Origin of the sequence: Actinoplanes octamycinicus, from assembly GCF_014205225.1 — a bacterium.
In the GTDB taxonomy this organism is placed as follows: Bacteria; Actinomycetota; Actinomycetes; order Mycobacteriales; family Micromonosporaceae; genus Actinoplanes; species Actinoplanes octamycinicus.
The window spans coordinates 3,355,984-3,374,271 of the sequence record NZ_JACHNB010000001.1 but is presented as its reverse complement, the minus strand read 5'-3'; the positions used below and the strand labels follow the sequence as shown (position 1 = coordinate 3,374,271).

General features: G+C 73.1%; 15 protein-coding genes. 8 read left to right on the top strand and 7 right to left on the bottom strand.

Translation table 11 applies throughout. The features are described from left to right. Window positions 1-31: 31 nt before the first annotated feature. Window positions 32-1,594 (bottom strand): ADP-ribosyltransferase domain-containing protein, encoded by a 1,563-nt coding sequence (locus BJY16_RS48425; RefSeq protein WP_185040080.1) that lies wholly within the window; start codon window positions 1,592-1,594, stop codon window positions 32-34. A 65-nt stretch (window positions 1,595-1,659) separates the two neighbouring features. Between BJY16_RS48425 and BJY16_RS15200 the strand changes: the two genes are divergently transcribed. After that, entirely contained in the window at window positions 1,660-2,313 is a 654-nt protein-coding gene (locus BJY16_RS15200; RefSeq protein ID WP_203758784.1) for a macro domain-containing protein, read from the top strand. Then, a complete protein-coding gene (locus tag BJY16_RS15195; protein ID WP_185040079.1) occupies window positions 2,310-2,921 on the top strand; it encodes a hypothetical protein in 612 nt (203 codons plus the stop codon). Before BJY16_RS15200 ends, BJY16_RS15195 begins: the two co-directional genes overlap by 4 nt. Here BJY16_RS15195 and BJY16_RS15190 read toward each other — a convergent pair whose 3' ends face one another. Then, a complete protein-coding gene (locus tag BJY16_RS15190) occupies window positions 2,922-4,178 on the bottom strand; it encodes a DUF7402 domain-containing protein (protein WP_185040078.1) in 1,257 nt (418 codons plus the stop codon). It lies immediately after the preceding gene. A 213-nt stretch (window positions 4,179-4,391) separates the two neighbouring features. Here BJY16_RS15190 and BJY16_RS15185 point away from each other — a divergent pair, with 213 nt between their 5' ends. Together BJY16_RS15185 and BJY16_RS15180 are read left to right on the top strand one after the other, a co-directional pair. Further along, on the top strand, window positions 4,392-4,949 hold the full coding sequence (locus tag BJY16_RS15185; protein WP_185040077.1) for a hypothetical protein: 558 nt from the start codon (window positions 4,392-4,394) through the stop codon (window positions 4,947-4,949). 94 nt (window positions 4,950-5,043) lie between these two features. Then, entirely contained in the window at window positions 5,044-5,925 is an 882-nt protein-coding gene (locus tag BJY16_RS15180; protein WP_185040076.1) for a LysR family transcriptional regulator, read from the top strand. On the opposite strand, the gene BJY16_RS15175 is transcribed toward BJY16_RS15180, so the two are convergent. The 4 genes from BJY16_RS15175 to BJY16_RS15160 all read right to left on the bottom strand — a co-directional run bounded on the left by BJY16_RS15175 (window position 5,922) and on the right by BJY16_RS15160 (window position 10,534). Further along, window positions 5,922-6,497 carry a TetR/AcrR family transcriptional regulator gene (locus BJY16_RS15175; protein ID WP_185040075.1) on the bottom strand — a complete coding sequence of 192 codons (576 nt, stop codon included), beginning with the start codon at window positions 6,495-6,497 and terminating at the stop codon, window positions 5,922-5,924. The genes BJY16_RS15180 and BJY16_RS15175 overlap by 4 nt on opposite strands. A gap of 74 nt (window positions 6,498-6,571) precedes the next feature. After that, window positions 6,572-9,034 carry a LamG-like jellyroll fold domain-containing protein gene (locus BJY16_RS15170; RefSeq protein ID WP_185040074.1) on the bottom strand — a complete coding sequence of 821 codons (2,463 nt, stop codon included), beginning with the start codon at window positions 9,032-9,034 and terminating at the stop codon, window positions 6,572-6,574. A gap of 114 nt (window positions 9,035-9,148) precedes the next feature. Beyond that, complete coding sequence (locus BJY16_RS15165) at window positions 9,149-9,769, bottom strand: hypothetical protein (RefSeq protein ID WP_185040073.1); 621 nt, start codon at window positions 9,767-9,769, stop codon at window positions 9,149-9,151. Between the two features lie 12 nt (window positions 9,770-9,781). Beyond that, a complete protein-coding gene (locus BJY16_RS15160; protein ID WP_185040072.1) occupies window positions 9,782-10,534 on the bottom strand; it encodes a hypothetical protein in 753 nt (250 codons plus the stop codon). Between the two features lie 80 nt (window positions 10,535-10,614). On the opposite strand from BJY16_RS15160, the gene BJY16_RS15155 reads away from it, so the two are divergent. The 3 genes from BJY16_RS15155 to BJY16_RS15145 are packed head-to-tail and all read left to right on the top strand — an operon-like array spanning window position 10,615 to window position 15,470. After that, on the top strand, window positions 10,615-13,374 hold the full coding sequence (locus BJY16_RS15155; protein WP_185040071.1) for an AfsR/SARP family transcriptional regulator: 2,760 nt from the start codon (window positions 10,615-10,617) through the stop codon (window positions 13,372-13,374). Between the two features lie 13 nt (window positions 13,375-13,387). Further along, on the top strand, window positions 13,388-13,636 hold the full coding sequence (locus BJY16_RS15150; protein WP_185040070.1) for a hypothetical protein: 249 nt from the start codon (window positions 13,388-13,390) through the stop codon (window positions 13,634-13,636). A gap of 4 nt (window positions 13,637-13,640) precedes the next feature. Then, window positions 13,641-15,470, top strand: coding sequence for a RiPP maturation radical SAM C-methyltransferase (locus BJY16_RS15145; protein ID WP_185040069.1), 1,830 nt, complete (start codon window positions 13,641-13,643; stop codon window positions 15,468-15,470). On the opposite strand, the gene BJY16_RS15140 is transcribed toward BJY16_RS15145, so the two are convergent. Then, window positions 15,471-16,631, bottom strand: a complete 1,161-nt coding sequence (locus BJY16_RS15140) for an FAD-dependent monooxygenase (protein ID WP_185040068.1) — start codon at window positions 16,629-16,631, stop codon at window positions 15,471-15,473. Window positions 16,632-16,892: 261 nt separating this feature from the next. On the opposite strand from BJY16_RS15140, the gene BJY16_RS15135 reads away from it, so the two are divergent. Further along, window positions 16,893-18,287, top strand: coding sequence for an RICIN domain-containing protein (locus BJY16_RS15135; RefSeq protein ID WP_185040067.1), 1,395 nt, complete (start codon window positions 16,893-16,895; stop codon window positions 18,285-18,287). Window position 18,288 lies beyond the last annotated feature (1 nt).

Sequence of the window (18,288 nt, the reverse complement as noted above, 5' to 3'; positions counted from 1 at the left end):
GTGCTGACGTCGTACCCCAGAAAAAAGACCGTCAGGCGACCATGCGCGCCTCGGCCAGCTCGGTGAGTTTGACGGTGCACAGGCCGCCGCGGGCCGCGGTCACCTCGGTGACCTTGAGCTGGGTGCCGGGCGCCAGGATGAACTCCTCCTCGCCGGTGAAGGCGGAGAAGCTCCGGATGCCGACCGCGCGGGCCGGGGTGACCTCGAAGAGCGTGCGTCTGCCGCGGCCGCCGAGGAAGGCCCGGGCGACACCGATCTCCGAGGTGCACGACGACACGCCCCACCAGGTCACCGTCTGGCCGAGCGGGTACTGCGCGCGCAGATCGAGCGAGACGCCCCGCCAGAGCGGCTCCCGGCGCACCGGCAGGCGGTCCACCGCGGAGAACAACAGCCTGAGGTACGGCAGGTACGGCGTGATCCGGCTGCGGTCCGGGTCCCGCAGCGTCGCGTTGATCTGCCGGTAGAAGGCGGACTCGCAGGTGTAGAGGTACAGCGCGGCCACCTCGTCGGCGCTCAGCCCGGCGGTGCCGGTCAGCCGCTCGCCGAAGGCCTGCGACCGCTCGACGTAGTGGTCGAGCCCGCCCAGCGTCTCGGCGGCCGGCGCGACCGCCTTGCGGAAGTCGAGCAGCGGGGTGTCGAGCACGCCGGTGATCGCCGGCAGCGACAGGCCCTCGTCCTTGACGCCGGCCAGCCGCTCCAGGTAGAGCTGGTGCAGCTCCATGGTGGACGTGATGAAGGCGCCCATCCGGTCGGCGTGGTCGGAGGCCTGGTTCCACCCGGCGCTGGGCAGCCAGTCGACCGGGTCCATCCCGAGCCCGCGCAGCGCGTCGTTGACCACGGTGAAGTGCTCGTTGTCGCAGAAGATGTCGCCCTGGGCGGCCGGGTTCGGGTGGTCGAGGTGCCGCACCTCGACGCCGGGATACTTCTTCTCCAGCCGCAGGACCAGACTCTTGAGGGTCCGGGCGTGCGCGCCCCACCAGGCGAAGACGACCCCCCGGTCCGGCTCGTCCGCCTCGGACTTGGCCCGCAGGATCTCCTCGACGATCCGCTCCACGACCGGCCGCCAGAACGCGGTGTGCTGGTCGGTGCCCATCGCGCCGTCGGCGCTCGCGGTCAGCGCCGCGTTGAGCAGCAGCACGCCCTGCGTCAGCATGGCCTGGAACCACTCCGGCGGCTGCACCGTGTCGTGGGACTTGAGCAGCGCCCGGATGTCGGCGATCGGCGTCTTCTTCGGGATGCCGTACTTCCACATCGCGGCGGCCTTGATGATGCAGCGGATGCTGACCACCCGGCCGAACTGGCTGTCCGCCCAGTCGTGGAAGGTGTTGTCGAACATCGCGATGCCGGTGGCGCTCTCCGGCCGCGGGTAGGGGTTCTGGCCGAAGACGACGACCTTCCACTTCTCCGGCGGGTTGGGTTTCAGGGCCTGGAAGGTCAGCTCCCGGACCGGCACCACCTGCGGGCTGCGGCCCGGGCCGATGAAGCTCGCGGCGCCCGGCTGAGCCTCGATCACCGGCTGCAGCAGCGGCTGCCACGGCTCGCCGCCGCCGGCGAAGAGCTCGGACAGTTTCAGCGGGTCATTCGTCTCCGTCACGCGGCGATGATGGCAGGCCCGCCGGCGCCACTCTTTTGTCGGACCCTCGCGGTAGGTTGCTGCCCGTGACCACGCTGCGCAAGGTAATCCTCGTCGATGTCAACGCCAAGGTGATCGAGGCCTGGAGGTCGGCCTTCGCCGGCAACCCGGAGGTCGAGATCCACAAGGGATCGATCCTGACCCAGCAGGCGGACGCGTGGGTCAGCCCGACCAACTCGCACGGCGCGATGAACGGCGGGGTGGACGCGGTGATCAAGCGGCACCTGGGCGCCGGCATCCAGCTGCGGGTGCAGCGCGCGATCAAGGAGCGGTTCGGCGGGACGCTGCCGATCGGCAGCGCGGTCTGCGTGCCGTCCGGCGCGGCCACCCCGCGATTCCTGATCTCCGCCCCCACCATGGAGCAGTCCTCGGAGAACGTGCGGGAGACCCTCAATGTCGCGCTCGCCTGCGCCGCCGCCTTCCAGGCCGTGCACATGCAGAACGCGGAGGCGCCGGGCAGCATCACGTCGGTCGCGCTGGTCGGCATGGGCGCGGCGACCGGCCGGGTGCCGGCCCAGGTCTGCGCGAACCTGATGTGGGCGGGCTACACGCTGTTCCAGGACTACTCCTTCGACGACTACGCCGAGCTGCGCGCCACGGTGGCGGCCCAGCTCGGTGACATCGAGACCCGGCCGGCCGGCGAGCGGGTGCGGATCACCCCACCGGCTGCCCGGCGATGACCGGGCCGGCCCGCCGGCGGCGTGCCGAGTGGCTGGCCACGTCGCTGGCGGCGCTGGTCGCCGCGGCGTTCTTCTGGGCGGCCGCCCCGGCGCCGCTGCCGGCCGCCCGGCCGGCGCTCACGCCGCCTGCCACCAGCCCACCGGCGCCGGTCGCCCCGGCGCCGATCCCCGGGCTGACCGTGACCGGGGTGACCACGGCGTGGACGGCCCGGTGGAAGACGCAAGCCACCGAGGACACCTGGGACGTGGGCCGCGTGGTGCGGATGACCGCGCCGTTCCCGGGTCACGCCGGGCGCAGCCTCGTCCTGGTCCTGATCCGCATGCCCGGCGCTCCGGACAAGGTGTGGATGGTGAGCTGCGGCCGGGCCGGGTGGCTGCCCGAGGCCGACGGTCCCACCGATCCGGCCGCCATGATCGACTACTGCCTGCGCGGCATGGTGAGCGCCCGGTCGTACCGGGAGATCGCCGCCTGGGCGGAGCGGATCGAGCCCTATGACGGCACCGCCCAGCAGGCCCTGGATCGGCACCAGTTCGCCGGTTACACCTTCCAGTCGGTCGGCGGCGGCCTCGCGCTCGACCTGACCGGCGGCACCGGCTACCCCCGCTGATCAGGCGGCGGTCACCGCGCGGATCTCGGCCAGGCCGGCGTCCCGGGTGGTGCCGGAGACGCCGGTGACGGTGAAGCGCAGGCTGGTCACCGCCTTCGGGGCGAAATGGACGGTGAGCGGCGAGCCGTCGTCCGGCAGCGGGCCGACCGGGACCGTGCTGCCGTCGGAGAACCGCAGCACGGCGCCGGTGATCCGGTCCGCGCGGTTCGGCCGGTCGTAGAGCACGATCCGGTTCAGCACCTGCGGGTCCGGCCAGGTCAGGGTGAGCCAGGCGCCGGCCCGCTCGCCGACGGTGACCCACTCGCCGAGCAGGGCACCGTCCCGCCGCCCGTCGACCGCCTTGGCGGCCACCTCGACGGTCGCCTCGTTGCCCGAGGAGGCGGCCGGGAGGGCCTGCCCGGCCACGTTGCGGCCCGGCCCGGCCGGCGCCGGCACACGGACGTCGCGGCGCAGGTACGCGCCGTAACCGCCGCGGTCGCACCGGTCGGCGGTCTGGCAGACCACCCGGTCGTGCGGGGCGTAGGCGAGGAAGTGGCCGAGCTTGGCCCGGTACCGGGCGGCGGTCAGGTTCGCCGGGCGCCGGGCGACCGGGTACCCGAGGTGGCCGGTGATCCGGTGCGGCGTGCGGTAGCGCAACTGGGCCGCGTGGGTGAGGTAGGCGACCGTGTGGTGGTCGTCGTGGTCCCCGTCGCCGTAGGCGCCCCGGAAGTCCAGGGTGCGGATGACCGTGGGCTGGTAGATCACCATGACCGCGGTGAGCACCGTCAGCAGGGTGGCCCGGGTGTACCGGTGCCCGGCGTCCAGCGTGTACATCCGGACGGACGGGTCCAGCCAGAGCAGTTGCAGGGTCTGGTCCGGCCAGCCGCCGACCCGGTCCGGCAGGCGCAGGAAGAGCAGGGTGATCCGGGTGCCGGCCAGGGTGGCCCGGTGCACCGGGTGCCCGCGGACCAGCCGGGTCTGCTCGGTCCACCGGGCCGGGCGGCCCGCCATCCGGGCGTAGGCGGCCATCTCGCCGCGTTCCCGGGAACGCCAGTAGTCCGGGCCGCGGGCGGCGTCGCCGGAGGTGACGTACAGGGTGGTGACGCAGCGGCCGGCCGCGATGTCGTCGCTGATCTCCGGGTTGACGAAGAGCAGGTCGTCGTCCTCGTGGGCGACCACGGTCAGCGCGCACCGGCCGGGACCGGCGGCCGCCCGGGACGGCGCGCCGAGACCGGCGACCAGGATCAGCGTGACGAGGGCGTACCTGGTCCAGTGCACGGTGCTCCCCTCGTCGCGGTGTCTCTGTGGTACCGCGCCGACGCCCCCGGGGTCGAGCGCCACATCGGGTGAATCCGGACGGTTACTGCAAGGTGAATCATTCTGTGGATGCGGTTACGTTCTTCTTGCAAGCTCTTGCAGAATGACGTCAGCGCCCTAGGCTGTGCCTGCCAACCGTCCATACAGGATGGTTCCGGGTATGTCAGGAGAACCATGCGTTCGTTCAGCAAGATGCTGATCGCCCTGGTCGTCGGCTTCGCCGGGGTGGTCGCCGCGATCAGCCCGGCCGCCGCGGCCTCCGCGACGCCCCAGCAGCTCGGCGGCCTCGATCTCGGCGCCTACTGCCGCTCGATCGGGTACGCCGACGCCACGCTGACCGGCTCGACCGCCTACGACTGGCACTGCGTGGCCGGCGACGGCAGCCGGCACGACCTGACCTTCGAGGCGGCCTGCCGCTGGACCTACCGGACCGGCGACGCGGTCGACCGGATCGGCAGCTTCACCGATCCCGCCTCGGTCAGCTGCTGGCGGGTGAGCCCGGCGGTCCTCACCCCGGCGATCGACGACTACTGCGTGTCGACCGGCCACAGCGCCTCGATCCTGACCGGGACCACGGTCTACGACTGGCACTGCGTGAACTACAGCCGGGGCGGGCCGACCTACTTCGACGTGAATTTGCCGGCCGTCTGCCGGTACACGGCGGGCACGGCGGCGACGATCGACCGCTTCGCCGACTTCCGGGACGCGGCCTCCTGGCAGTGCCGGGTCTGACCCGCCGGGCCGCCCGGGGTCGCGGGACCACGTGACCCCGGGCGTCGCCGTACACTCTCCGATCGCGCCATGATCGGCGAAGGAGGCGGGCCTGGTGGAGTTACGTGACATCGAGATCTTCCTGACCCTCGCCGAGGAGCTGCACTTCGGGCGGACGGCCGAACGTCTGCACGTCTCCCAGGCCCGGGTCAGCCAGTCGATCAAGCAGCAGGAGCGGCGGATCGGCGGCGCCCTGTTCGAGCGGACCAGCCGCAGCGTGCGCCTCACCCCGCTGGGCGTGGGCCTGCGCGACCGGCTGGCCGCCGGCTACACCGAGATCATGGCCGGCGTCGACGAGGCGTCATCCATCGCCCGCGGTCAGGCCGGCACCCTGAGCGTCGGCACCTACGACACCCACCACCAGGAGTTCCTCGCCGTCCTCGACCTGTTCCGGCAGCGGCACCCGCAGACCACGCTGCGGATGCCGGAGGTGATCCCGACCGATCCGTTCGGTGGCCTGCGTGCCCGCCGGGTCGACGTGGCGGTGCTCTGGCTGCCGATCCGGGAGCCGGATCTGATGGTCGGACCGGAGCTGTTCACCGAACGGCTGGTGCTGGCCGTCGCGTCCGATCACCCGCTGGCGGCACGGGAGCAGGCCACCATGGAGGACTTGGGCGACTACCCGGTGATCTTCCCGGACGGGCCGATCCCGGACTACGTCTGGGCCCAGCACACCCCGCCGGTGACCCCGTCCGGGCGGCCGATCCAGCGCGGCGTCGGGGTGACCACCCTCAACGAGGCGCTGACCGCTGTCGCCGGTGGCGGCGTCATCACCCCGGTCGGCGCGCAGATCGCCGAGTCCCGGGTGCGCCGGGACATCACCTTCCTGCCGATCGCCGACGGGCCGGTCCTCCGCTACGCGCCGGTGTGGCGCCGGGCCGGCGAGACGCCGCTGGTCCGCGCCTTCCTCCGGGCCGCCGAGGACGCGCGACGCTAGCCCGCCAGGCCCTCGAAGACCAGGGCCAGGACCTCTTTCATGTACGCCTCCGGCAGCGGCCGCGCCCGCAGCAGCCAGGCGTGGTACAGCGGCCCGTAAATGATCTCCACGGCCATGTCGAGGTCTGCGTCCGGCCGTAGCTCACCGGCCTCCCGGGCGCGCGCCAGGCGCTCCTTGGCGTCGCTTATCGCCTGCTCGAGCAGCGCGCGCACACCGGCCGCCGCGACGTCCTCGGACTGCGCCGCGATCAGCAGCCCCCGCCAGACCGCGCCGAGGTCGCCGCCGAACAGCGCCTGCACCGCGGACGTCTGGGCGAGCAGGTCAGCCCGCAGGTCACCGGTGTCCGGGAAGCCGGCCTGCGCCTCGCGCACCCGCTCCATGTGCTCCAGCAGCACCGCCGCCTTGGACGGCCACCAGCGGTAGATCGTCTGCTTGCCGACCCCGGCCCGGGCGGCGATCCCCTCGACCGTGGTCGCGGCGTAACCGACCTCGGCGCAGAGCCCGGCGGCGGCGGTCAGGATCGCCTGCCGGGACTGCTCGCTGCGACGGTTCGAGGTGGGTTGGCGGCTCACAGTGACGCACCCTATCGGCCGCCCGGGGTGGAGGAGCCCGCCGGCACGAATCCGGCGGGCTCCTCCGCGGGTGGTCACTGGTTCGACGCGTGGAGCTGGCTGATCTCGTCGGCGGAGAGCGCCCGGTCGTAGAGGTGCACCTGGTCGGCGACGCCGTCCAGGTAGTCGACCGGGTTGCCGCCGAACTTGCCGCGGCCGACCACCGTGTGGCCGGTCGGGGCGGCCTGCGGCAGGCAGGCGTCGGCGGTGCCGGCCAGCGCGCCGTCGACGTACAGGCGCAGCTCACCCTTGACCGAGTCGCGCACGCCGACCAGGTGGTACCAGCGGCCGGCCTCCGGCTTGGCCGGCGCGAGCGCCCGGACGCCCGCGAAGCTCATCGCGAAGCGCTGGTCGGCGCCCGAGTACTGCAGGAAGAAGTCGCTGTTCGCGGCCCCGTCCTGGCTGACCACGGTCTGGAAGGCGCCGTCCGCCTTGTCCAGCTTGACCCAGGCCGCCACCGAGTAGTCGGAGGCGGTGTCCAGCACCGGGCGGCCGGCGTCCAGGAACTGGTTGCTGCCGTTGAACGCCACGCCCTGGCCGGTGTGCCCGTCGGTGAAGGCCGGGTCGCCGACCGGGGTGAGGTCGCCGTACGACCCGTCGAGCGGCCAGAACGCCACGCCGGTCAGCCCCGGGGTGCCCGGGTCCGGCTGCGGGATGCCGGCGGTGGTCCCGTCCGCGCCCGCGACGATCTTCTGGTTGACCGCCTTGACCTGGGCCAGGTCCATCTTGGTCACTCGCCGGTCGTAGGTGAAGAAGCCGTTGAGCTCGCCCTCGACGTCGGAGAGCTGGGTGTAGATCGCCGCGCTGATCCCGCACCGCTGCGCGGAGGTCAGCACGTCCTCCTGGTTCTGCACGTACCGGCTGGTCAGCGTCGCCTTGTCGGGCGTCATCTGGTAGGCGTTGCCGTCACCGAACCACATGTGGTTGGCGACCTTGAGGCCGTACCCGCCGTGCTCGCCGTCGATCGACACCCGCTCGGCGGTGGGCCGCGGCGACGCCGGGCCGAGGTACTGGTGGAAGTCGATGACGTCGCCCCTGCCCGAGTCACCCTTGGAGTTGCAGCAGTTCACCCCGCTGTGCGCGTTCACCAGCCGGGTCGGGTCCTGCCCCTTGACCTGGTCGGCGATCCGGCCGGTGGCGGCCCGGTCCCACTCGCCCCAGCCCTCGTTGAACGGCACCCAGGCGACGATCGAGGTCCAGCTCTGGTGCTCGCGGACCATCTCGTGCAGCTCGGCCTCGAACTGCCCGCGCCACGCCTCCGGGATCGGGCCGGTGTTCGCGGCCGGCATGTCCTGCCAGACCATCAGGCCCAGCTTGTCGGCCCAGTAGTACCAGCGGTCCGGCTCCACCTTGATGTGCTTGCGCACCGCGTTGAAGCCCATCTCCTTGTCCTTCTTGAGATCCCACTTCAGCGCCGCGTCGGTGGGCGCGGTGTAGAGCCCGTCCGGCCAGAAGCCCTGGTCGAGGTTGGCCATGTGGAACAGGATCTTGTCGTTCAGGGTGATCCGCAGCCGGCCGTCGCCGCCCTGGGCGGTGCCGACCGAGCGCATCCCGAAGTACGACCCGACCTTGTCGACGGTCGTCTTGCCGTCGACCAGGGAGACGTCCAGGTCATAGAGGTACGGGTCGTCGGGCGACCACAGATGCGGACGGGTCACCGGGAGCGCCAACTCCGTACCGGACGGCCCTTGGATCTTGCCGGCCACCGCGCCGCTGCCCCGCGCCACGGCCTTGACCTGCAGGTCGTCGCGTCCCGCGACGTCGACCGTGAGCCGCAGGACGCCGGCCTTGAGATCCGGGGTGACCCGCAGGCCGGTGATCGACGAGGCCGGCACCGGCTCCATCCAGACGGTCTGCCAGATGCCCGAGCTGCCCTGGTAGAAGATGCCGCGGTCGCTGGTCCGGCGCTGCTTGCCGATCGGCTGGCCGGTGGCGTCGGTGAGGTCCTCGGCCCAGACGATCAGCTCCTGCTCGCCGCTGCCGGTCAGCGCGTCGGTGACGTCGGCGTCGAACTTGTCGTAGCCGCCGCGGTGGGTGGCCACCAGCGTGCCGTTCACGTAAACCTTGGCGTCGTAGTCGACGGCGCCGAAGTTGAGCCGGAGCCGGTTGCCGGCGTTGATGTTCCAGCCGCTCGGCACGGTGAAGGTCCGCCGATACCACATCCGGTCCTCGTGGCGCTGGATGCCGGAGAGCGCGGACTCGATCGGATAGGGCACCAGCACCCGCTCGGCCAGGCTCTGCCCGGCCGGCACGGCCTGGCCGGCGGTGGCCCGGGCGAACTGCCAGACGCCGTTCAGGCTCTGCCACCTGCTGCGGGTGAGCTGCGGACGCGGGTACTCGGGCAGGGCGTTGTCCGGGCCGACCTGGTCGGTCCACGGGGTGGCGAGCGGCGGGACGCCGGCGTGCCAGGCGGGTTCGGGATCGGCGGCGACGGCCGGTGGCGCCGCCGCCAGGACGGCGGCGACCACGGCCGCCACCGTGAGGATCTGTTTCTTCACGCGCGATGCTCCTTGAGGACGGTTCAGAAGCGCTCGTGTTCGACCGTGAGCAAACACAGTTGAACAACAGACATCAACCGCCGTCAAGGTCTCCCGGAACCGGAACCGCATCTCTCAGGGCAGCAGCACAGCGACCTCGGCGGGCAGATCCGGCGAGTCGGGGGCGAGGGTCTCGCCGGCCACCGCGCCCTCGATCCCGGCGATCCGGTGCTGCACGGCCAGCATCTGGTCGTCGTCGAGGTCGCCGACGGTCGCCGACGCGTCGACGCCGGCCGCGGCCGCGACCTGCGCGACGTACCGGCCCGGATCGTGGTGGGCGATGCCGGACGGGTAGGCACGAAGGGCCGCGGTCAGGGTCAGCCCGGCGTAGGCGGGGCCACGCAGCAGCCGGGCGATGGCGGCGAACCCGGTCTCCCGGTCCGGGAAGACCAGGAAGTGCTCCCCGTTGAACCGGTCCGGGTACTGGCCGAGGTCCGGGCCGCCCGGCCGGCCGGTGAGGTTGCCCGGGTTGTGGTTCAGCCAGGTGTAGGTGCCCGGGTGGTTCCTCAGGTGCGGCCGGCCGCGGACGATCCCCGACTCGTGGACCACGTAGTTGAAGATCTGCGGGCCCTCCCCCCGCAGGTCGACCGGTCCGGTGGCACCGGGGAACCACTCGGCCCACGGGATGCCCGGGTCGAACGAGACCCGGCAGGTGGTCGTCCAGTACCAGAGGTGGTCACCGGGCCGCAGCGTCATGCCGGACCCCGTTCAGGCGAGTTCGTCGATCTCGAGGTACAGCTCCCGCTCGACCTCGATGCCGACCGTGAAGCCGCGCGAGGCGCTCGGCGAGCGGGTCAGCCGGAACTGGCCGGTGGCCACCTCGCCGGCGGCCAGCCGCCGCTCGATGCCGTCGTCGCGGCCGAAGGCGACCGGCTGCGCCTCCGCGAAGCGCAACTCCGCCACGTCGTCGTCGAGCGGGTGGCCGACCTGGGTACGTACCGTGCCGGGCACGAACCGGACGGCGAGGACCTGGTCGAAGTTCGGCCGAGTGGTCACCTCGTGGGCCAGGTAGACCTGCTCGCCGCGGCCGAAGCAGAGGTACGGCAGCCCGCGGGACGCCGACGCCTGCTCCACGTCGCGGAACCAGACCACCCGCCGCACCGCGACCGGCACGCCCTTGGCGATCGGGACGCCGCCGCGCTCGAAGTGGCCGCGGAACACCGTCCCGGTCAGCGAGGTCCGGGCCGGCACGCCGTCGCGCGGCTCCAGCTCGGCGATCGGGAACTCGTCCGGGTCGAAGGTGTAGAGGCCGTCGCCGTGCCGGGCCCGGTCGCCGGCCAGCGTGTCCCGGGCGGCGGCCGGCAGCTCCGCCTCGAGCAGGACCTGGAAGTGGTGCGGGCAGACGTACATCGGCAGGTGCGACAGGTAGATCGGGTCGGCGCCGACCAGCAGCATGCCGTGCCGGCCGGTGGTGTCGCAGACACCGTTCGGGTGGTGGTGCTCGTGCTGGTGGTCAGTCATGCCCGAACGGTCGTCCCCTGTCCTGCTCACGTACCTTGCGGCCACCTTGCGGCGCAGGAAACCATGGGTGCGGGGGCACTATGGACGTTCGGCTGCTCGGGGAGGTTCAGCTGCTCGCCGCGGGCCGGGAGCTGGACACCGGCACGCCGCGGCAGCAGGCGGTGTTCGCGGCCCTGGCCATCGACCCGGGCCGCCCGGTGCCGCTCGCGACGCTGGTCGACCGGGTCTGGGGCGACGACCCGCCGGCCGAGGCCCGCAACGTGCTCTACTCGCACCTCAGCCGGATCCGCGGGCTGCTCCGGCAGGCCGCGGTGCTCGGCGACGACACCGCCGGGCGGCTCGACCGCCGGCACGCCGGTTACGTCCTCGACGTCGATCCGGACCGGGTCGACCTGCACCGCTTCGGCCGCCTCACCGACCAGGGCCGGGACCCGGCGCGCCCGGCGGCGGACCGGGCGGCCGCGCTGGCCCAGGCGCTGAGCCTGTGGCGGGGCGCGCCGCTGGCCGCGCTCACCGGCGACTGGGCGGACGGCGTCCGGCAGGCCTGGCACCAGCGCCGGCTGGACGCCGCGGTCGCCTGGGCCCGGACCGAGTTGCGGCTCGGCCACCCGGACGCGGTGATCGCCGCGGCGCCCCCGCTGATCACCGAGTACCCGCTGGCCGAGCCGCTGGAAGCGCTGCTGATGGAGGCGCTGCACCTGGCCGGCCGGGACGCCGAGGCGATGGACCGGTACGCCGCGGTCCGCACCCGCCTGGCCGAGACGCTCGGCGCCGACCCGGGCCCGCAGCTGCGCGCCCTGCACGAGGCGCTCCTGCGCGGCGAGGTCCGCACCCCGCCCCCGGCCCGGACGGTGACCGTCCCGGCCCAGTTGCCGCCGGACGTGTACGGCTTCGCCGGCCGCACCGCGCAGCTGCGCGAGCTGGACGCCGTGCGGACCACCGGGCCGGCCCGGCCGGTGGCGATCGACGGGATGGCCGGGATCGGCAAGACCGCCCTGGCCGTGCACTGGGCGCACCGGGCCGCCCGGCACTTCCCGGACGGCCAGCTCTACGTCAACCTGCGCGGGTTCGGCGCGACCGGCGACCCGGTCGCGCCGGCCGAGGCGCTCGGCGGTTTCCTGGACGCGCTCGACGTGCCGCCCGAGCGGATCCCGGCCGGGGTGCCCGCCCGGGCCGGGCTGTTCCGCAGCCTGCTGGCCGGGCGGCGGGTGCTGATCCTGCTGGACAACGCCTGGGACGCCGACCAGGTCCGGCCGCTGCTGCCCGGGGCGCCCGGCTGCCTGGCCGTGGTGACCAGCCGCAACCGGCTGTCCGGGCTGGTCACCACGGCCGGCGCGCACCCGCTCGCGCTCGCCCTGCCGCCGGCCGGCGAGGCCCGGGACCTGCTCGGGTACCGGATCGGCGGTCGCCGGGTGGCCGCCGAGCCGGACGCGGTCGACGAGATCGTGGCGCGCTGCGCGCGGCTGCCGCTGGCCCTGGCGATCGTCGCCACCCGGGCCGCGGTGGCGCCGGAGCTACGGCTCGCCGTGCTGGCCGGCGAGCTGCGCGAGGCGCAGGGCGGGCTGGCCGAGTTCGACGACCCGGACCTGGAGAGCAACGTCCGCGCCGTGTTCTCCTGGTCGTACCGGCAGCTCAGCCCGGCCGCGGCGGAGCTGTTCCGGCGGCTGGCCGGGCATCCCGGCCCGGACCTCGGGGCGCCGGCCGCGGCCGCCCTGGCCGGCCTGCCGGTCACCGCGGTGCGCCCGCTGCTGGACGAGCTGACCCGGGCGCACCTGCTGGAACGGGCGGCCGGCCGGTACACGCTGCACGACCTGCTCCGGGCGTACGCCACCGAGCTGGCCGGCACCCTCGACACCGAGCCGGAGCGGGCCGCCGCGCGACGCCGGGTGCTGGGCTACTACGTGCACAGCGCGTACGCCGCCGACCTGCTGCTCAACCCGCTGCGCGACGAGCCGGCAGCCGAGCCGCCGCCGCTGCCGCCGGGGACCGTCGCGGAGCGCCCGGCCGGTCAGCCGGAGGCGCTGGCCTGGTTCGGCGCCGAGTACCACGTGATGCTGGCGGCGCTGCGCGGCGCGGCCGACGACGCGACGGTGTGGCGGCTGGCCTGGGCGCTGACCCGGTACCTGTCGTACCACGGGCGGTGGCACGACTCGATCGAGGCGCTCTCCGCCGCGCTGGCCGCGGCCGGCCGGCTGGGCGAGCCGGTCAAGGCCGCCTTCGCCCACCGGTACCTGGGCTGCGCCCACCTGCGGCTGCGCCGGCTGGACGAGGCCGGCACGCACCTGGCCGAGGCGCTGCGGCTCTACCGGCTGGCGGGTGACGTCGCCGGGCAGGCGCACACCCACCGGCACCAGGCCTGGCTGCTGGAGGTGCGGGGGCGCTACCGGGAGGCGCTGGCGCACGCCGAGCAGGCGGTCGAGCTGTTCACCGCGGCCGGGGACCCGGCCGGGCGGGGCCGCGGACTGAACGCGATCGGCTGGTTCCACGCCATGCTGGGCGACTACGCCGAGGCGGTCACCGTCTGCCGGGCGGCGCTGCGCCTGCAGGCCGCCGCCGGGGACCGGTTCGGCCAGGCCGAGACCTGGGACAGTCTCGGGTACGCCGGCCAGCGCCTGGGCCGGCACCGGGAGGCGATCGACGCGTACCGGACAGCGGTGGCGCTCTATCAGGAGTTCGATGACCGGTACAACGAGGCGGACAGCACCGCCTCGCTGGGCGACGCGTACCACGCGGCCGGCGACACGGCGGCCGCCCGCGCCGCCTGGCGGTCCGCCGCCGACCTGTTCGACCTGATCGGCCATCCGGGCGCGGCGGCGGTCCGCGCCCGGGCCGACGCGTGAGAGGACGAGAAGCATGGACGAGGTAGTGGTCAGCCGTACCGACATCGACGCCCTCGCCGAGGCGGTCGAGCAGGGTGGCCTGCCCGCGCCGGACCTGCTGCGCGCGCTGGTCACCGCGATCCGCGAGTCGGTCGGCGAGGATCGGCTGGTCAGCGTCAGCGTCGAGGTGGACTCGGTGGACTCGGAGTTCGGCGCGGCGTTCGTCGCGGACTCGCCGGCGAGCCAGGTGGTCCGGGTCAAGGTGATGAAAATCGGCCGCTGACGCGATGCGTACCGTCCTGGTCGCCATGCCGTTCCTCGGCGTGGACCGGCCGTCGATCCAGCTCGGCCTGCTCAAGGCGATCGGCGAGGCGCACGGCTTCCCGGTCGGCACGCTGCACGCCAACCTGGACCTGGCGGCCCGGACCGGCGTGGACTTCTACCGGTCGGTCGCCGACGCGCGCGGGCCGCTGCTCGGCGACTGGCTGTTCGCGCCGGCGGCGTTCGGCGCGGCGGCGCCCGACCCGCAGGGCCGGCTGCTCGACGCGATCGGGATCACCGGGGAGCGGCGCGAGCGGCTGCTGCGGGCCCGGGACGAGGACGTGCCGGCGCTGCTCGACGACCTGGTGGCCGGTCATCCCTGGGACCGGGTCGAGGTGGCCGGGTTCAGCTGCACGTTCCAGCAGACCACGGCGTCGATCGCGCTGGCCCGGCGGCTGAAGGCGGCGCATCCGGGGCTGGTGACGCTGTTCGGTGGGGCCGGGTTCGACGACGAGATGGGGCTCGAGCTGCTGCGCCGGGTCGAGGCGATCGACCTGATCGTGTCCGGGGAGGCGGACACCGCGTTCCCGGCGGTGCTGCGGGCGCTGCGTGACGGGGTGGACCCGGCGGCGGTACCGGGGGTGGCGCGTCGCGTGAGGGCGTCGGACGTACCGAAAATGATCGGTCGTGAGGCCAGCGGCCTGGTCCGGACAGCGGCCGCGCCCGCGCATCGGGATCTCGATGATCTGCCGCCGCCGGACTACCGCGAGTACTTCGCCCGCGCCGAACGCCTCGGCCTGCTCGCCCCCGCCGAGCGCCGCGAGGTGTGGCTGCCCTTCGAGAGTTCCCGCGGTTGCTGGTGGGGCGCCAAGCACCACTGCACGTTCTGTGGCCTCAACGCGACCACGATGAGTTACCGCAGCAAGTCCGCGGCGCGGGTGCTGGCCGAGCTGGACACTCTGGCCCGCCGGCACCGGACGCTGCGGTTCGAGGCGGTCGACAACATCCTCGACATGCGGCACCTGACCGAGTTGTTCCCGGCGCTCGCCGACGGCCGGCACGACTACGAGTTCTTCTACGAGGTCAAGGCCAATCTGACCGGCGAGCAGCTGCGGACCCTGGCGCGCGGCGGGGTGACCCGCCTGCAGCCCGGACTGGAATCGCTCAGCTCGCACGTGCTGGGCCTGATGGACAAGGGCGTGCGGGCCGCACAGAACGTGAATCTGCTCCGCTGGGCCGGTTACTACGGGATCGATGTCGCCTGGAGCATCCTCTGGGGTTTCCCGGGCGAGACCGCCGAGGACTACGCCGGGCAGGCGGCGCTGGTGCCGCACCTGACGCACCTGCAGCCACCCGCCGACTCCGGGCGGATCTGGCTGGAGCGTTTCAGCCCGCTCTTCCGCACTGTCCAAAAAAGATCACCAGAGCAGAGCTATCGGTACGTCTACCCGCCCGATCTCGACCTGGACCGGCTCGCCTACTTCTTCGACGACGAGTCCGGCGACGCCCTGCCCGACGCGGCCTACGCCCCGCTGACCGCCGCCCTCGACGACTGGTCCGCGGCCTGGTCCCGCGAGCCGCGGCCGGCGCTGACCTACCGGGCGGCGGCGGGCGCGCTGCAGATCCGCGACACCCGGCATCCGGGCGGCGCGGGCACCTACACCTTCGACGGCCCGATCGCCGAGGTCTACCTGTCGTGTGTGGACCGGCCGACCGGGGTGGCGGCGATCCGGCGGCGCCTGGGCCGGCCGGGCCTGGTGGACGAGGTGCTCGCCGAGTTCGCCCGGCGCGGCCTGGTCTTCCTCGACGGCTCGCTGGCGGTGGCGCTGGCCGTCCCCGAGGTGCCCGGCCGCTGATCAGGCCCGGTGCTCGTAGAGCCAGGCCATCGCGTCGAACGACCAGCCGGTCGACCCGGCGGCCAGCTGCGCGTCGCGGTCCCGCTGGGCCGGGCCGTCGGGCAGGTGGAACCGGGTCTTGTTCGCCGCCGACATGGCCTGCACCCGGGCGGTCCGCTCGCGCCGCAGGTCCTGGTAGCGCAGCAGCGCCCCAGCCGGGTCGGCCCGCCCGGCGGCCAGGCAGCCGGCCAGCGTGGCGCCGTCCTCGACGGCCTGCGCGGCACCCTGCGCCATGAACGGCAGCATCGCGTGGCAGGCGTCGCCGAGCAGCGTGACCCGGCCTCGCGACCAGCGCGCCAGCGGCGCCCGGTCGAAGAGCGCCCAGATGTACGTCTCGTCGGCGGCCTCGACGATCTCCCGGACCTGCGGATGCCACCCCCGGTAGGCGGCCAGCACGTCGGCCGGATCGCCCCGGTCGGTCCACGACTCGTGGGTCCAGGCGTCCCGCTCGATCACCGCGACGAAGTTGAGCATCCGCTGCCCGCTGACGAAGTAGTGCACGAAGTGCCGCCCGGGACCCAGCCAGACCTGCGTGGTCACCTCGATCCCGAGGTCACTCACCCGGTCGGCGGGCACCAGGCCGCGGTACGCGACGCAGCCGGTGAACCGGGCGTCCTCCGCGCCGAACAGCTCGGCGCGCACCCGGGAGTGGATGCCGTCCGCGCCGACCAGCACCTCCGACTCGGTGACCGAGCCGTCGGCGAACCGGGCCCGCACCCGGTCCCGCTCCTCGGTGATCCCGGTCAGCCGGCGTCCCAGATGGATCCGCTCGGCCGGGATCGCGGCGGCCAGCACCGCGAGCAGGTCGGCCCGGTGCAGGTGGTAGTACGGAAACCCGAACCGGGCCTCGATCGGCTCACCCAGCGGCGCCCGCTGCAGCGTGCGGCCGTCCTGCCAGCGGCGCTGGTGGAAGGCGAGCGGCCGGACGGCGGGACCGGCCAGCGCGCCGGCCAGGCCGAGGCCGTGCAGCACCCGGGAGGCGTTCGGGCTGATCTGGATGCCGGCGCCGGTCTCGCTCAGCGCCGCCGCCCGCTCGTGGACGTGCACGTCGAAGCCGGCGGACAGCAGCGACAACGCCGCGCTGAGGCCGCCGATCCCGGCGCCGATCACATCGACTCTCATCGCATCGAACTTAGCCGCTCCGGCGGCGGGCACGCGGCGGTCTCCTTCGAGGGGCGGCCTGGGAATACACGGCCACCGATCGACCGGGCTGCCGTGTTTCATAGATTTTCGAACTTTAAGGCTCCTTTATGGTTCCCCGCGATAGGGCGCCTGAGCTGGGGAAACTCTGCGCTCGTCACGCTGGCGCAAGGTTGACGACACATCGATGGGGGCGTAATCGTTAGCCACCTTTCCCATTCCCCTCGGCAAGGGAGATCCCCCGTGAAACGCTCCCGCATCCTCGCCCTCACCACCTCCGCACTCGTCGCCGGCACCCTCGGCGTGCTCGGCGTCACCAGCGCCTCGGCGGCCAGCGCCGGCACCCTGAAGAGTTCGCTGAACGGCAAGTGCCTGGACGTCACCGGCGGTGCCACCGCCAACGGCACCCTCCCCCAGCTCTGGGACTGCGTGGCCGGCAGCGGCAACCAGCTCTGGACCCTGGCCGACAACGGCTCGGTGCAGGGCAAGGGCAAATGCCTCGACGTGGCGAACAACGCGACCACCGACGGCGCCACCGTCCACCTGTGGGACTGCTACGACACGGTGGCCAGCCAGAAGTGGACCCTCACCACGGCCGGCGACCTGGTGAACACGGCGTCCGGCAAGTGCCTGGACGTCAAGGACCGGAACACCGCGAACGGCGCCAAGCTGCAGCTCTGGTCGTGCACCGGCACGTCGAACCAGAAGTGGACCTTCGGTGGCGCCGGCGGCACCACGCCACCGCCGTCCACCGGCGGCCCCGGCATCAAGGCGGTCGCCCCCTACTACTACACCGGCTGGGGCAACCCGCCGAACCTCACCACGGTCACCGCCGCGACCGGCGTCACCTGGTTCACCCTGGCGTTCATGCTGAACAGCGGCACCTGCGAGCCCAAGTGGGACGGCGGGCGGGCGCTCACCGGCGGCCAGGACCAGGCGGCGATCAATACCATCCGGGCCAACGGCGGGGACGTGGTGGTCTCCTTCGGCGGCGCGAGCGGGCCCTGGCTGGAGCACTACTGCCCGAGCGCGTCGGCGCTGGCCGCGGCGTACCAGAAGGTGATCAACGCGTACTCGCTGAAGGCGATCGACATCGACATCGAGGGCACGCCGTACAACAACGCGACCGACCAGCAGAAGACGGTGGACGCGCTGAAGACGATCCGGGCGAACAACCCGGGGATCACCATCTACATCACGCTGGGCAGCGGGACCGCCGGGCCGGACGACTCGCTGATCAAGCGGGCGGCGGCGGCCGGGCTGGTGGTCGACGGCTGGGGCATCATGACCTTCGACTGGGGCAACACCACCGGCAACCAGGGACAGCTGACGATTCAGGCCGCGGACGGCCTGAAGAACAAACTCAAGTCCGCGTACGGCTGGTCGGACGCCGAGGCGTACCGGCACGTGGGCATCTCGTCGATGAACGGGATCACCGACGAGCACGCCACGGTCACCCTCGCCGACATGCAGACCATCACGGCGTACGCGCAGCAGCACACCATCGCCCGGCTGACGTTCTGGTCGCTGAACCGGGATCGCCAGTGCCCGGGCGCCTACCCGAACGACGACACGTGCAGTGGCGTGGCCCAGTCGGCATACCAGTTCACCAAGATCATCGGCGGTTACCGGGGCTGAT

Excerpts from the sequence above, each read along its gene's own strand:
- BJY16_RS15195 (WP_185040079.1), top strand. The coding sequence starts at position 2,310 with ATGACCGGGCCGGCCCGCCGGCGGCGTGCCGAGTGGCTGGCCACGTCG.
- BJY16_RS15185 (WP_185040077.1), top strand. The coding sequence starts at position 4,392 with ATGCGTTCGTTCAGCAAGATGCTGATCGCCCTGGTCGTCGGCTTCGCC.
- BJY16_RS15165 (WP_185040073.1), bottom strand. The coding sequence starts at position 9,769 with ATGACGCTGCGGCCCGGTGACCACCTCTGGTACTGGACGACCACCTGC.
- BJY16_RS15160 (WP_185040072.1), bottom strand. The coding sequence starts at position 10,534 with ATGACTGACCACCAGCACGAGCACCACCACCCGAACGGTGTCTGCGAC.
- BJY16_RS15155 (WP_185040071.1), top strand. The coding sequence starts at position 10,615 with ATGGACGTTCGGCTGCTCGGGGAGGTTCAGCTGCTCGCCGCGGGCCGG.
- BJY16_RS15150 (WP_185040070.1), top strand. The coding sequence starts at position 13,388 with ATGGACGAGGTAGTGGTCAGCCGTACCGACATCGACGCCCTCGCCGAG.
- BJY16_RS15145 (WP_185040069.1), top strand. The coding sequence starts at position 13,641 with ATGCGTACCGTCCTGGTCGCCATGCCGTTCCTCGGCGTGGACCGGCCG.
- BJY16_RS15140 (WP_185040068.1), bottom strand. The coding sequence starts at position 16,631 with ATGAGAGTCGATGTGATCGGCGCCGGGATCGGCGGCCTCAGCGCGGCG.